Here is an 11975-nt window from a genome sequence, read left to right as displayed (position 1 = left end):
GGCTCACTTCGTGCAGCCGCCCACCCCCTACCGGGGGCGCCGCCAGCGGCCCGGCAAAGCCGGTTCCGCGGCAGCCCACGAAAAGGCATCGCGTCTCAGGCACCGCGCCAACATCGCTGCAGGGCCTCCCGATCAATCCTCAAGGAGTCATTTGATGGCCTACCTCCAACTCAGCAACATCAAGAAGACCTTCGGCGACGTTCAGGTCATCAAGGGCGTCGATCTCGAGATCAACAAGGGCGAGTTCATCGTGTTCGTCGGTCCATCGGGCTGCGGAAAGTCGACGCTGCTGCGGCTGATCGCCGGCCTCGAGCCGATCTCCAGTGGGCGGCTGATGCTTCACGGCAAGGACATCACGAATACACCGTCGGGCAAGCGCGACCTGGCGATGGTCTTCCAGAGCTACGCCTTGTACCCGCACATGAGCGTCTACGACAACATGTCGTTCGCGCTCAAGTTGGCCAATGTACCGAAGGACGAGATCAAGAAGAAGGTGGACTACGCCGCCAGGCAGCTGAACCTCACGCAGTATCTCGATCGCACACCCAAGGCGCTGCCTGGCGGCCAGCGTCAGCGCGTGGCGATCGGACGTGCCATCGTGCGGGCGCCAAAGGTCTTCCTCTTCGACGAGCCCCTTTCGAACCTCGACGCCGCGCTGCGTGGCAACACCCGCGTCGAGATTCACAAGCTGCATGTGGCGCTGGGCGCAACGACGATCTACGTGACGCACGACCAGGTCGAGGCCATGACGCTCGCCGACCGCGTGGTCGTGCTCAAGGATGGGCTGATCGAGCAGGTCGGCTCGCCACTGGCGTTGTACGACCGACCGGCCAATCAGTTCGTGGCCCAGTTCATCGGCATGCCGTCGATGAACGTCGTGGCTGCCGATGCCATCCCCAGTTTCTCGGCGCAGACCGGCGGTCTCCTTCCAAATGACGGGTTCCTGGGCGTGCGGCCCGAAGGCTTGCGCGTGCATCCGGGGCGCGGCGCGGGGGTGCAGGGCCGGGTCGACCTCATCGAGGCGCTGGGTGCGGACACGCTGATCCATGTYGACGTCGGCGGCGTTCAGTTGATCGCGCGCCAGAACGAACGCACGCCGCTGCGCGCGGGTGACGATGTCGCGGTCGAGCTCGACCCCTCGGTGCTGCACCTGTTCAACCGGGAAGGCAGGACGGTGCCGGGCGCCCCGACTGGGGGGCGCGCAAGCCAACGCGTTTCCATCTTTATTCAAGGAGATTCAGCATGACCAACCGTCTCGCCCAACGTCATATCCTGCTCACCGGTGCCGGCGGCGGCATCGGCCTGGCCGTCGCCGAAGCCTGCATCGCCGAAGGCGCCCTCTGCAGCGTCGTCGACCGCGCACCCGGCGCGCCGGCCGAGGTGGCGGAATTGCAGCGCAAGCATCCGGATGCGCTGCACTACATCGGCGCCGACGTCACCGACAGCGCCGCCATCCAACGCATGCTCGCTGAGGCGGTGCAGCGCTTCGGACCGGTTCATACCTTGTTCAACAACGCGGCGGTGTTCGACATGGCGCCATTGCTGGAGAGCAGCGAGGCCTCTTATGACTTGTTGTTCGCGGTGAACGTGAAAGGCATGTTCTTCGTGATGCAGACCGTCCTCAAGCACATGGTCGGGGCGAAGACCCCCGGCGCGTCGATCATCAACATGGCCTCGCAGGCAGGGCGGCGCGGCGAAGCCCTCGTGTCGCACTACTGCGCCACCAAAGCGGCGGTGATCAGCTATACGCAGAGCGCAGCGCTCGCCATGGCGCCGCACGGCATCCGCGTCAACGGCATTTCTCCGGGCGTGGTCGACACCCCGATGTGGGAGCACGTCGACGACCTGTTCGCGAAGTACGAGGGCCTTCCCAAGGGCGAGAAGAAGCGCCGCGTCGGACTCGAGGTACCCCTGGGCCGCATGGGCACGCCCGACGACGTCGCCGGCGCGGCGGTGTTCCTGGCCAGCGACGAGGCGCGCTACATCACGGCGCAGACGCTCAACGTCGACGGTGGCAATGTCATGAGTTGAGCCGGCCGCGAACCGGCCGGATGATGCTGCCATGACCGCTTCCGCACGCCAGCGCCAGTTGCCTCGCCAGCGCCAGCCCGAGGTGGAGCGCGACTACACGCGTTCCCCCTCGCTGGGCTACGAATCACCCCAGATCGGGCTCGTGCGTTGCCTGGCGCACGGTTACCCCACGCCCATGGCACGCTGGCATTTCCACGACGAGTACGAGTTGCACCTGATGGTCGCGACTTCGGGCAAGGCCTTCATCGGCGACTGGATTGGCCCGTTCCATCCCGGCCATCTGGTGCTGTGCGGCCCGCGCCTGCCACACAACTGGATCTCGCTGGATGCGCCCGAAGGTGGCGTCGCCGAGCGCGACCTGGTGGTCCAGTTCCGGCATGAGCCGATCGAGCGTGCGGCCGCCGAAATACCGGAGTTGCAGGACGCCATGCAGTTGCTCGAGCGTGCGCGCTACGGCATCGAGTTTTTTGAAATGTCGGAGCGCGCGCGGGCCAACTGGGTCGAGATGAAGGCAACCCGTGGCCTGCGCCGCTTCGGGCTGTTCTGCGAATTCCTGGCTGATCTTGCCCAATGCACCGACTACCGGCTGCTGTCGAGCGTGCAATTGCAGGGGGCGGATGGCGACGCCGAGGTCGACCAGATCAACGGCATCGTCAATCGCATCTCGGCGAACTTGGCCGAGTCCATCTCGATGGCCGACTTTGCGGCTGAACTCGGCATGAGTGAGAGCCGTTTCAGTCGCTTCTTCCGGCGCTCCACCGGCAACAACTTCACCGAGTTCGTCAACCACATGCGCATCAACAGCGCCTGCCACATGCTGATGCAGACGGATCTGCAGGTGACCGACATCTGCTGGCGGGTGGGCTTCAACAACGTGGCCAACTTCAACCGGCGCTTCCTGCGGATCAAGGGCATGACGCCGAGGGAGTTCCGGCGTCAGGCGGACAGCCGTTTCAGCGGCTCGGGAGGCTGACTTGTCGAGTGACCTTGGTTTGCGTGCAGCGCACTGGCGAACGATAGCGGCCTAGTGTCCGACAGCTTCATTGTTGAAGCAACAGACGCCAATCCGCAGCGATGCGCAGGAGAGCCACGTGAAACTTCGTCATGTACAGATCGTTTCTTCCGTCTACGAGAAGGTGGTCGTGTGGGTCGTGTTGGCACTCGTCGCGACCGCCGTGCTCACCGCTGCATACGTCATACTGCCAAGGGCCCACGGCGCAGACCCTCGGCATCGCGCACTCGACGAGGCGCAGGCGAGGAAATCAAGCGCATCGAGTGTTCAGGCCCATCGCTGCCGTCACCGGGGCTTCCCTGGCGTCATGGGGCCCGGCCCAGGGCCTCGATCCGGGTCACCGTGAACTTGCCGTCGATCTTCTCGGCCTGGAACCGGACTTTCTCGCCGACCTGAAGCTTCTCGAGCATGGCAGGGTCGGTGACCTGGAAGACCATCGTCATGCCGGGCATGTCGAGGTTCTTGAGCGGACCGTGCCTGAGCGTGAGCTTCTTGTTGTCGGTGTCGATCTTGCGAACCTCCCCGTCGGAGAGCTCGTCCGCGGCGGCCGTTCCCGGGGCGTTGGACTGGGCGCTCGCCGCGCCGGAGAAGGCGAGCGCGGCAACGAATGCCAGCAGTGCGGTGCGGCGGTCGATCATGGCCGTGCCACCTTCACGACACCCTTCATGCCGGCGTCATAGTGGCCGGGCTGAAGGCAGGCGAAATCGACCTGGCCGGCCCGGGTGAACTGCCAGACGACTTCACCGCTCTGGCCGGGCGCCAGGGTCACCATGTTCGGGTCGGCGTGCTCCATTTCCGGGTTCTTCTTCATGACTTCGTAGTGCGCCTCGAGCGCCTTCCGGGTCCCGAGCACGAGCTCGTGCTTCAGCTGGCCGGAGTTCTTGATGACGAAGCGCACGGTCTCGCCCTGCTTGACGCGGACGTCGGCCGGCACGAAGCGCATGCTGTCGTTCATGTCGATGCGGATCGTGCGGGTGGCCTTGCCGGCGACGCCGGGCTGGCCGATCGCGCTGTCCGCGTCGTGGCCGTGGCTGTCGCCGTGCGCGTGGCCGCCGGCATGGGTGCCGGACGCCGAGGCGCCTGCGGCCGCCAGGGCCAGCAGCGCAGCGAGCGCGGTGTGTTGGATTGCGTGCTTCATGGGTTTCCTTTGCGTTGGGAGAGGTGGGGAGAAAACGTCAGTGGCCGGCGTGGCCGCCGGCAGGCTTGCGAACCTGGACCTCGATGTCCCTGGCGGGCATGTTCCGCACGGGCATCGCGGCGGCACCGGCGCCGCGCTGTCGCGGGGCGTCGGGCGCGGGGCCGTCCAGCTCGTACGCCACGGTGCCCTTGGGGTGCCTGAACCAGCCCGGGTTCGCGTAGTCACCGGCCTTCTGGCCCTTGCGGACCTTGAGGACGCTGAACATGCCGCCCATCTCGACCGAGCCGAAGGGGCCTTCGCCGGTCATCATCGGCGCCGTGTTGTCGGGGATCGGCATGTCCATTTCCGCCATGTCGGCCATGCCGCGCTCGCCCATGACCATGTAGTCGGGCACGAGGTCCGTGATCTGGCGGGTGATGTCCTTGTGGTCGACGCCGATCATGGTCGGGACGTCGTGGCCCATGGCGTTCATGGTGTGGTGGCTCTTGTGGCAATGGAAGGCCCAGTCGCCCTCCGCATCGGCGACGAACTCGAACTGGCGCATCTGGCCGACCGCGACGTCCGCCGTCACCTCGGGCCAGCGTGCGCCCCGCGGCGTCGGTCCACCGTCGGTTCCCGTGACCTCGAACTCATGGCCATGGAGGTGCATCGGATGATTGGTCATCGTGAGGTTGCCGACGCGGATCCGGACCTTGTCGTTCAAGCGCACGTTGAGCGAGTCGATGCCCGGAAAGATCCGGCTGTTCCACGACCAGAGGTTGAAGTCGAGCATGGTCATGATCCTGGGCGTGGCGCTCCCCGGCTCCACGTCGTAGGCATTGAGCAGGAAGACGAAGTCGCGGTCGACCTTGTCGATCAGCGGATGCTCGCCCTTCGGGTGCGTCACCCAGAAGCCCATCATGCCCATCGCCATCTGCACCATCTCGTCCGCATGCGGGTGGTACATGAAGGTGCCCGGCCGGCGCGCGACGAACTCGTAGACGAAGGTCTTGCCGGGCCGGATCGGGGGCTGCGTCAGCCCCGAGACCCCGTCCATGCCGTTGGGCAGGCGCTGGCCGTGCCAGTGGACGCTGGTGTGCTCGGGCAGCTTGTTGGTCACGAAGATGCGCACCCGGTCGCCTTCGACGACCTCGATCGTGGGCCCGGGCGACTGGCCGTTGTAGCCCCAGAGATTGGCCTTGAAGCCCGGCGCCATCTCGCGCACCACGGGTTCGGCCACCAGGTGGAACTCCTTGACGCCCTTGTTCATCCGCCAGGGAAGGCTCCAGCCGTTGAGCGTGACCACGGGGTCGTAGGGCCGGCCGCTGGAAGGCGCCAGTGGCGGCATGGTGTCGGGCCGGGTCTGGAAGGCGGGCTCCGGCAAGGCGGCCATCGCCACCTTGCTCACGCCCGCAGCAGCGACGGCCCCGGTGATGGCGCTCGCAGCGCCGAGAAAATTGCGTCGGTTCGTCATGTCGTTCATGGGTTCGGTGCGGGGGGCTTCAGTGCGCGGCTGCGGCAGCCGCCGCGGGACCGGAGCCGGCCATGGGCGTCGCGGCCACGGTCGGTCGGCCGAGGATCGAGGCCGCCAGCGCGGCGTCGGCGAGCCAGAATTGCTGCTGTGCGTTGATGGCGTTGCTGACGCTCGCAATCTGGTCGCGCGCCTCGGCCAGCAGTTCGAAGACGCCGATCAGCATGCCGTTGTAGCGAAGCACGTTCTCGTCGGTCATGGCCTGGCGCAGCGGGACGATCTCGTCCCGGTAGTGCCGGGCGATGTCATGGGCCGTGCGGTAGGCCGAATAGCTCTCGCGCAGTTGCGAGGACGCGCCGCGCACGGTGGCGTCGTAGCGGTTGGCCGCGGCCAGCGACTGTGCATCCAGCGCATCGCGCTGCGCCGTTCCCCAGTCGAACAGGGGCAGCCGGATATCGATCTCGAAGCCGCGGCGCGTGCTCTGGGTCCCGGTGGCATCGTCGAACACGGTGTCATGGCGGCCACCGACCTCGATGTCGGTGAAGGTCGACAGCAGGTTGATCCCCTGCGACTGGCCCGCGGCCTCCAGCCGGGCCCGCGCGATCCGGACGTCGAGGCGCTGCTCGGTCGCGGTGGCTGCGACTTCCTTCGCATCGCGGGGCGCCTTCGGCAGATCGGGCAGCCGATCCGGCAGGCGCATCCGGGCCGCCTGGGCGTCGTCCAGCCCCAGGGCGCGATTCAACTCCTCGCGCGCGGCGGTGGCGGCATGTCGCGCCAGGGCCAGCTGGGTGGTTGCGTCGGCGTAGAAGACCTGCTGGCGCGCGCGCTGGAGCTTGCTGAAGTTGCCGACCTGCTGCATCCGGCGCGCCAGCTCCGCGCTGGCCTGCGCCGAGCGATGGACCTGTTCGGCGTACGTCAGCGTCTGCTGGGCCGCGACCGCGCGAACCCAGGCCTGCCGGACCTGCGTGACCTGGTCGACCACGGTGCCGGTCAGCTGCACCTTGGCCCGGTCCGACTCGCTTTTCGAAATGGCCAGCCGCCGCGGCAGCAGGATCAGGTCCACGAGGCCGAAGGACAGCAGGCGGCCCAGCTCGAGTTCGCTGTCGATGCGCAGTCGATCGAACTTGAAGATCGGGTTCGGGAGCCGGCTGGTCTGGTCGGCGGCGGCGATGTCGGCCCAGCTCTGGGCGACCAGGGCCTGCACGGCCGGGCTGTTGGCCAGGGCGAGTTGCACCGCATCGTTCTGCGTCAGCGGCTGCGCCAGAAGGTCCTGCGCCAGGGCCGCGCGGCGGTCGCGCTGTGCCGGGTCGCGGCTCAGTTCCAGCTTTCCCTGGGTGAAGGCCTGCGCGTTGGCGTTCGTCTCCTGGAGGGCATCGTCGATGCCGACCGAGGCGCAGCCGGCCAGCACGCCGATGGCGGCAGCGATGGCCGCCAGACGCAAGGCGGGCCTCATGGCCGCTCCTTGCCCGGCGGCGCCGCTGTAGCGGGGCCGTCGCCGGCGGGGCCGTTCGCCGCCTCCTTGGCGTAGGCCCGCCAGCCGCCGCGGCGGTGCACGGTGTCGTTGGCGGCCTTCCAGGGGATCGGCTTTTCGTCGGCGAAGGGGCGGTAGCCCTCGAGCGCGGACTGGTAGGTGGCGACCGGGGGCGTCGCGCGCGGTTCTGCAGGAGGCGGCGTGGGCTGGGCGATGGCGCTCAGCGCGCCCATGGCGGGGGCAAGGGCCAGCCAACGGGCCGGCAATGAAGCGAACATGGAAGTCCTCGCAAGTTCATGAACGGAGTGCGTCGAGCCGCCCGAAAACGGCGTGACGCAGGCGATGCATGAGCGTTCGCGGCGTGGCCGTGACGCGTGTCACGGCGGCGCGAACGTGTCAGCTGCGAGGGGGTTTGTCGAGGAGGCGGGGCACCAGCGTGGCCAGCGCGAAGGTGGGTTCCGCCAGTTCAGCGGGGGGCAGGTCCTGGAGGACGGCCAGCTGCAGCTCGCTGACCAGCGCGGTGCCGTGGCACGCGCCGCAGGTGCCGCACTTGTGCAGGGTGTCGACCTCGAGGCCGGCGGTCTTGCCTGGGTCGGCCTTGGCCGACTGCTTGGCCTCGTGGTGGTGCTGGCCGGCGTGCGCGTCGCCGTGCCGATGCACCGCGGAATCGTGTGCTTCGGAAGTTCCGGCCGTGACCGCTGCCATCGTGCTCGTCGCGGTCATCGTGCTCGTCGCACCCGAATGCCCGGGCCCGCAAAGGACCATGGCTGCCGCCGCGTACCCCTGGAAGGGAACGGCGATCATCATGATCCAAAGGACAAACAGGCGAACCCGGTGCATGCCGCGCATTGTAGATGACGTGCCGCGACGGCTCGACCCGGCCGGGGTCGTGCGTTGCGCGCCGAGGCGCTAGAGTCGGCCTCATGAACCGGCTCTCATTCCTCCTCCTTGCGGTGGCGCTGGCAGGCTGCGGCGCCCCTTCCAACGAAGTCGTCCGGATGAAGGACGGCGTGATGCGCGCCACCACCTCCGCCGAGGCCGCCTCGTACTGCCGGAAGGACCGTTCGACCCTGCAGGTCATCGGCAAGGCGCCGGCCGAGACCGGCGTCCTGTTCCGATGCGAACCCTGATCGCCCGACGGACCCCTGGCCACCGCGCGACAGCGGCCTTCAAAAGAGCGATGAAACGCGCCGGACCGCCGACTCGGCGGTCCGACTCTTGCTTGTGCGATCCGGACGGGCCGGGAGCCGGTGGCCCTTCCGGCGCCATGTCGCTTCGCAGGCAGGCCGCGCCGACCCAAACACATCGAAGGAGCTCTCCATGTTCGGACTGACACCGCTCGGCATCGTCCACACCGCCATCAGCCTGGTGGCGCTGGCCGCGGGCTTTGCGTCGATGATCCGCTTCGGCGAAATCGCGGCCGGGCATCCGCTCGGCCGCACCTATGTCTGGGCCACGGTCCTGACCTGCCTGACCGGCTTCGGCATCTTCCGGCACGGCGGCTTCGGCGCACCGCACGCGCTGGGGGTCCTGACGCTGGTGGTGCTCGGCATCGCGGCGCTGGCCGGGCGCCGGAAGGTCTTCGGCCGCGCCTCGCGCGCGGTCGAGATGATCGCCTACTCGACCACGCTCTTCTTCCACATGATCCCCGGGCTGACCGAGACCTTCACGCGGCTGCCCGCCGGGGCGCCGTGGTTCAGCGGGCCCGACGATCCGAGCCTGCAGAAGGCGGTGGGCTTCTTCTTCGTCGTGCTGGTGATCGGCTGCGTGCTGCAAGTGCGCGGCCTCGCGAAGCGTTCATCGGCGGGACTGCCTGACAGCGTGGGCGGCTAGACATCATGGTCGCTCGAGAGGGCAACAGCATTCAACGCAGGTAGGCCTGCGCCAGCGCGACCCAATAACTCGCGGTGCTGGGCAGGATCTCGTCGTTGAAGTCGTAGCCGGTGTTGTGCACCATGCAGCCCGGACCGCTGCCGGGCTTGCCGTCGCCGTTGCCGACGATGAAGTAGCTGCCCGGCACCGCGTTCAGCATGAACGCGAAATCGTCGCTGGCCTGCAGCGGCGCCATGTCGGGGATCAGCGCCTTCTCGCCCATCGACGCCAGCGCCACCTCTCGCGCGAAGGCGGTGGCCGCCTCGTCGTTGACGCAGGGCGGCATCTTCCACTGGTAGTCGACCGTCGCGGTCGCGCCATGCACGGCCGCCTGGGCTTGCGCCATGGCGACGATGCGCTCGCGCAGGAAGGCGCGCACCTCGGGCTTTCGCGCCCGCACCGACAGCTTGAGTTCGGCGCTGGTCGGAATCACGTTGGGCGCCTTGCCGGCGCTCATCGCGCCCACCGTGACGACCGCCATGTCGTTGGGGTCGACCTCGCGCGACACCAGGGTCTGCAAGGCCAGGATCAGGTGCGCCGCGACCATGATCGGATCGACCGTGGTGTGCGGCATCGCGCCATGGCCGCCCTTGCCTTCGATGGTGATGACGGCCGTGTCCGACGAGCTGTAGATCACGCCCGGAAGAAAGCCGAACTGCCCGGCCGGGAAACCGGGCTCGTTGTGGAAGGCATACACCGCGTCGCAGGGGAAGCGCTCGAAGAGACCGTCCTCGACCATCTTCTTCGCGCCCATCAAGCCCTCCTCGGCGGGCTGGAAGATCAGGTGGAGCGTGCCGTTGAAGCCCTTGGCGACCGCCAGCAATTGCGCCGCGGCGAGCAGCGTGGCGGTGTGGCCGTCATGGCCGCAAGCGTGCATGGCGCCGGGTTTTCGGCTGGCCCATGAGAGGCCGGTGGTTTCCGTCATCGGCAGCGCGTCCATGTCGGCGCGCAGGCCCAGCCGCCGGCTGCCGTCGCCGACCTTGAGCGTTGCGACCACGCCGGTCCCGCCCAGGCCGCGATGCACGGCGTAGCCCCAGCGCKCCAGTCGTTCCGCCACCAGATCGCTGGTCTGGAACTCTTCATAGCCCAGTTCGGGATTGGCATGGATCTGCCGGCGCAAGCCGATCATTTCCTCGGTCGTGGCCTGGATGCCGGGGTGGATGGGAACTGAAATCATCGGGGCCGCCTTGACGCTGCAGTGAGCGTGCATTTTCCACGCCAATAATGGCGGCTGTCCGATGGCCCTGAAATTGCTTCGAAAATCGCCCGCCCCCGGGCCCTTCTCCGACAATGACCCACAGCACCCACACCCCCCCGCCCCTCTTCCTGACCCGGCGCCAGTTGAGCCTCGGCGCCCTCGCGATCGCCGGCAGCCTGGCCACTTCGCGCTACGGCCACGCGGCCACCGGCAAGGGCACCGCCGTGCTCGCCATCGACGCCGATCCGCCGACGCTGAACCTCGGCACGACCACCGACTTCGCGGCCGGCGACGTCTCGGCCAAGATCCTCGAGGGCCTGGTGTGGCTCGACCCGCAGTACAACCCCAAGCCTTCGCTGGCCACCGCCTGGACCGTCTCGCCCGACGGCAAGACCTACCGTTTCACGCTGCGCAGCGGCGTCAAGTGGCATGACGGCAAGGACTTCACGAGCGCCGACGTCAAGTTCACGCTGACCGAGGTCGTGGGCAAGCTGCATCCGCGTGCGGCACCGGTGTTCAAGAGTCTCGGCCTCGAGGTCGACACGCCCGATCCCCTGACCGCGGTGGTCCGGCTGCAGAAGCCCTACGCCCCCTTCCTCTCGCAGATGACGGTGTTCGACGCCCCGATGCTCCCGCGCCACCTCTACGAAGGCAGCAACATCGGCACCAACCCGGCCAACCAGAAGCCGGTGGGTACCGGCCCCTTCAAGTTCGGCGAGTGGAAGCGCGGGGCGAGCATCAAGCTCGTGCGCAACGACCAGTACTGGGACGGCGAAAAGCCTTTTCTCGAATCGATCATCTTCCAGGTGATCCCGCAGGCGGCCAACCGCGTGCCCGCCTTGCAGACCGGCGAGATCGACGAACTCCTCGACTTCTACACGCCCAAGCCCGACGTCCCGCGGATCCTCGCGGACAAGAATCTGGCGCCGCGCCGTGGCGTGAACATCCCGGCGGTCTACTTCCTGATGTTCAACACGCAGTCGACGTTGTTCTCGAAGCTGGAGGCTCGCCATGCAGCGGCCCTGGCGATCGACCGGCAGCGGCTCGTCAAGCAGGCCATGAACGGCATCGCCCGACCGGGCGCGGGTGCCTTCGGCGACGGCTTCAAATGGCTCTTCAACGACGAGGTGAGCTACGCGAAGAAGTACCCCCTCGATCCGGCACGCGCCAAGGCCCTGTTCGAGAAGGCCGGCGTCAAGCCCGGCAGCACGACGGTGCGCATGCCCTTCGACGTCAGCCGGGCGCAGATGCGCGCGCAATCGCAGATCATCCAGGACAACCTGCGGCAGATCGGCCTCGAAGTGAAGCTCGAGCCGCTGGAACGCTCGGTGTACTACGACCGCGTGTTCGCCAAGCGCGACTACGACATGATGCTGGGATCGTACTTCTCGGCCGGCGACCCGGCCATCGGCTACACGCGCCTCTACAACACCTACACGGGCACCGCGCCGAACACCAACGCGAGCGGCTATTCGAACCCGAAGGTCGACGATCTGCTGAGCCGGGCCGCCACCGCCACCGATCGCGAAGTGCGCGCCAGGCTCTACAAGGAGCTGCAGGTGATCCTCAACGAGGACCTGCCGACGCTGGTGCTGTTCGACGAGGAGACGGTGGACACGGCGAGCAGGAAACTCAGCGGGGTCTTTCCCGCGCTCGATGCTCGCGACCAATGGGCCGGCGTGAAGCGCACGGATTGATATGGCCCCCACGCTCCGCACTTCGTGTCGTCGCTGCCCCCCGAGGGGGCCGCAGGCCGCCTTGGGGCGGCCCGGCGCCGGCCTGGGCCCCCACGCTCCCCCACTG

General features: G+C 67.7%; 13 protein-coding genes. 6 read left to right on the top strand and 7 right to left on the bottom strand.

Annotated features, from left to right (window positions below):
• Positions 1-154: 154 nt before the first annotated feature.
• From AC1D2E_RS32355 to AC1D2E_RS32345, 3 genes are read left to right on the top strand one after another with little or no spacing between them, the layout of a single operon-like run.
• Positions 155-1246, top strand: a complete 1092-nt coding sequence (locus tag AC1D2E_RS32355) for an ABC transporter ATP-binding protein (RefSeq protein WP_478201189.1) — start codon at positions 155-157, stop codon at positions 1244-1246.
• Positions 1243-2031, top strand: coding sequence for an L-iditol 2-dehydrogenase (locus AC1D2E_RS32350; protein ID WP_478201188.1), 789 nt, complete (start codon positions 1243-1245; stop codon positions 2029-2031). Before AC1D2E_RS32355 ends, AC1D2E_RS32350 begins: the two co-directional genes overlap by 4 nt.
• 31 nt (positions 2032-2062) lie before the next feature.
• The gene (locus AC1D2E_RS32345; RefSeq protein WP_478201187.1) at positions 2063-3004 is read left to right on the top strand and encodes an AraC family transcriptional regulator; all 942 of its coding nucleotides are present in this window, start codon (positions 2063-2065) and stop codon (positions 3002-3004) included.
• Positions 3005-3348: 344 nt separating this feature from the next.
• Here the strand turns inward: AC1D2E_RS32345 and AC1D2E_RS32340 are convergent, their stop codons facing one another.
• The 6 genes from AC1D2E_RS32340 to AC1D2E_RS32315 all read right to left on the bottom strand — a co-directional run bounded on the left by AC1D2E_RS32340 (position 3349) and on the right by AC1D2E_RS32315 (position 7825).
• Positions 3349-3681: a copper-binding protein gene (locus AC1D2E_RS32340; RefSeq protein WP_478201186.1), complete on the bottom strand. Its 333-nt coding sequence runs from the start codon at positions 3679-3681 to the stop codon at positions 3349-3351.
• A complete protein-coding gene (locus AC1D2E_RS32335) occupies positions 3678-4181 on the bottom strand; it encodes a cupredoxin domain-containing protein (protein ID WP_478201185.1) in 504 nt (167 codons plus the stop codon). Before AC1D2E_RS32335 ends, AC1D2E_RS32340 begins: the two co-directional genes overlap by 4 nt.
• 37 nt (positions 4182-4218) lie before the next feature.
• Positions 4219-5634, bottom strand: coding sequence for a multicopper oxidase family protein (locus AC1D2E_RS32330; protein ID WP_478201190.1), 1416 nt, complete (start codon positions 5632-5634; stop codon positions 4219-4221).
• 28 nt (positions 5635-5662) lie between these two features.
• Positions 5663-7084, bottom strand: a complete 1422-nt coding sequence (locus AC1D2E_RS32325) for a TolC family protein (protein WP_478201184.1) — start codon at positions 7082-7084, stop codon at positions 5663-5665.
• Entirely contained in the window at positions 7081-7380 is a 300-nt protein-coding gene (locus tag AC1D2E_RS32320) for a hypothetical protein (RefSeq protein WP_478201183.1), read from the bottom strand. The genes AC1D2E_RS32325 and AC1D2E_RS32320 overlap by 4 nt, the downstream gene beginning before the upstream one ends.
• 118 nt (positions 7381-7498) lie before the next feature.
• Entirely contained in the window at positions 7499-7825 is a 327-nt protein-coding gene (locus tag AC1D2E_RS32315) for a hypothetical protein (protein WP_478201182.1), read from the bottom strand.
• 200 nt (positions 7826-8025) lie between these two features.
• Here AC1D2E_RS32315 and AC1D2E_RS32310 point away from each other — a divergent pair, with 200 nt between their 5' ends.
• The gene (locus AC1D2E_RS32310; protein ID WP_478201181.1) at positions 8026-8232 is read left to right on the top strand and encodes a hypothetical protein; all 207 of its coding nucleotides are present in this window, start codon (positions 8026-8028) and stop codon (positions 8230-8232) included.
• Between the two features lie 190 nt (positions 8233-8422).
• Positions 8423-8935: a DUF2306 domain-containing protein gene (locus AC1D2E_RS32305; protein WP_478175229.1), complete on the top strand. Its 513-nt coding sequence runs from the start codon at positions 8423-8425 to the stop codon at positions 8933-8935.
• 31 nt (positions 8936-8966) lie between these two features.
• Here AC1D2E_RS32305 and AC1D2E_RS32300 read toward each other — a convergent pair whose 3' ends face one another.
• Positions 8967-10151, bottom strand: a complete 1185-nt coding sequence (locus AC1D2E_RS32300; RefSeq protein WP_478201180.1) for a M20 aminoacylase family protein — start codon at positions 10149-10151, stop codon at positions 8967-8969.
• 113 nt (positions 10152-10264) lie between these two features.
• Between AC1D2E_RS32300 and AC1D2E_RS32295 the strand changes: the two genes are divergently transcribed.
• Complete coding sequence (locus tag AC1D2E_RS32295) at positions 10265-11869, top strand: ABC transporter substrate-binding protein (RefSeq protein ID WP_478201179.1); 1605 nt, start codon at positions 10265-10267, stop codon at positions 11867-11869.
• Positions 11870-11975 lie beyond the last annotated feature (106 nt).

It is taken from the genome of Variovorax sp. P1_H2 (assembly GCF_056405295.1).
Note: the sequence above shows the minus strand (reverse complement) of the source record. Positions and strands in the feature narration are given on the sequence as shown.

Bases quoted from the DNA above. Each gene is read 5' to 3' on its own strand.
- AC1D2E_RS32350 (WP_478201188.1), top strand. From the start codon at position 1,243: ATGACCAACCGTCTCGCCCAACGTCATATCCTGCTCACCGGTGCCGGC.
- AC1D2E_RS32345 (WP_478201187.1), top strand. From the start codon at position 2,063: ATGACCGCTTCCGCACGCCAGCGCCAGTTGCCTCGCCAGCGCCAGCCC.
- AC1D2E_RS32340 (WP_478201186.1), bottom strand. From the start codon at position 3,681: ATGATCGACCGCCGCACCGCACTGCTGGCATTCGTTGCCGCGCTCGCC.
- AC1D2E_RS32335 (WP_478201185.1), bottom strand. From the start codon at position 4,181: ATGAAGCACGCAATCCAACACACCGCGCTCGCTGCGCTGCTGGCCCTG.
- AC1D2E_RS32330 (WP_478201190.1), bottom strand. From the start codon at position 5,634: ATGACGAACCGACGCAATTTTCTCGGCGCTGCGAGCGCCATCACCGGG.
- AC1D2E_RS32325 (WP_478201184.1), bottom strand. From the start codon at position 7,084: ATGAGGCCCGCCTTGCGTCTGGCGGCCATCGCTGCCGCCATCGGCGTG.
- AC1D2E_RS32320 (WP_478201183.1), bottom strand. From the start codon at position 7,380: ATGTTCGCTTCATTGCCGGCCCGTTGGCTGGCCCTTGCCCCCGCCATG.
- AC1D2E_RS32315 (WP_478201182.1), bottom strand. From the start codon at position 7,825: ATGACCGCGACGAGCACGATGGCAGCGGTCACGGCCGGAACTTCCGAA.
- AC1D2E_RS32310 (WP_478201181.1), top strand. From the start codon at position 8,026: ATGAACCGGCTCTCATTCCTCCTCCTTGCGGTGGCGCTGGCAGGCTGC.
- AC1D2E_RS32305 (WP_478175229.1), top strand. From the start codon at position 8,423: ATGTTCGGACTGACACCGCTCGGCATCGTCCACACCGCCATCAGCCTG.
- AC1D2E_RS32295 (WP_478201179.1), top strand. From the start codon at position 10,265: ATGACCCACAGCACCCACACCCCCCCGCCCCTCTTCCTGACCCGGCGC.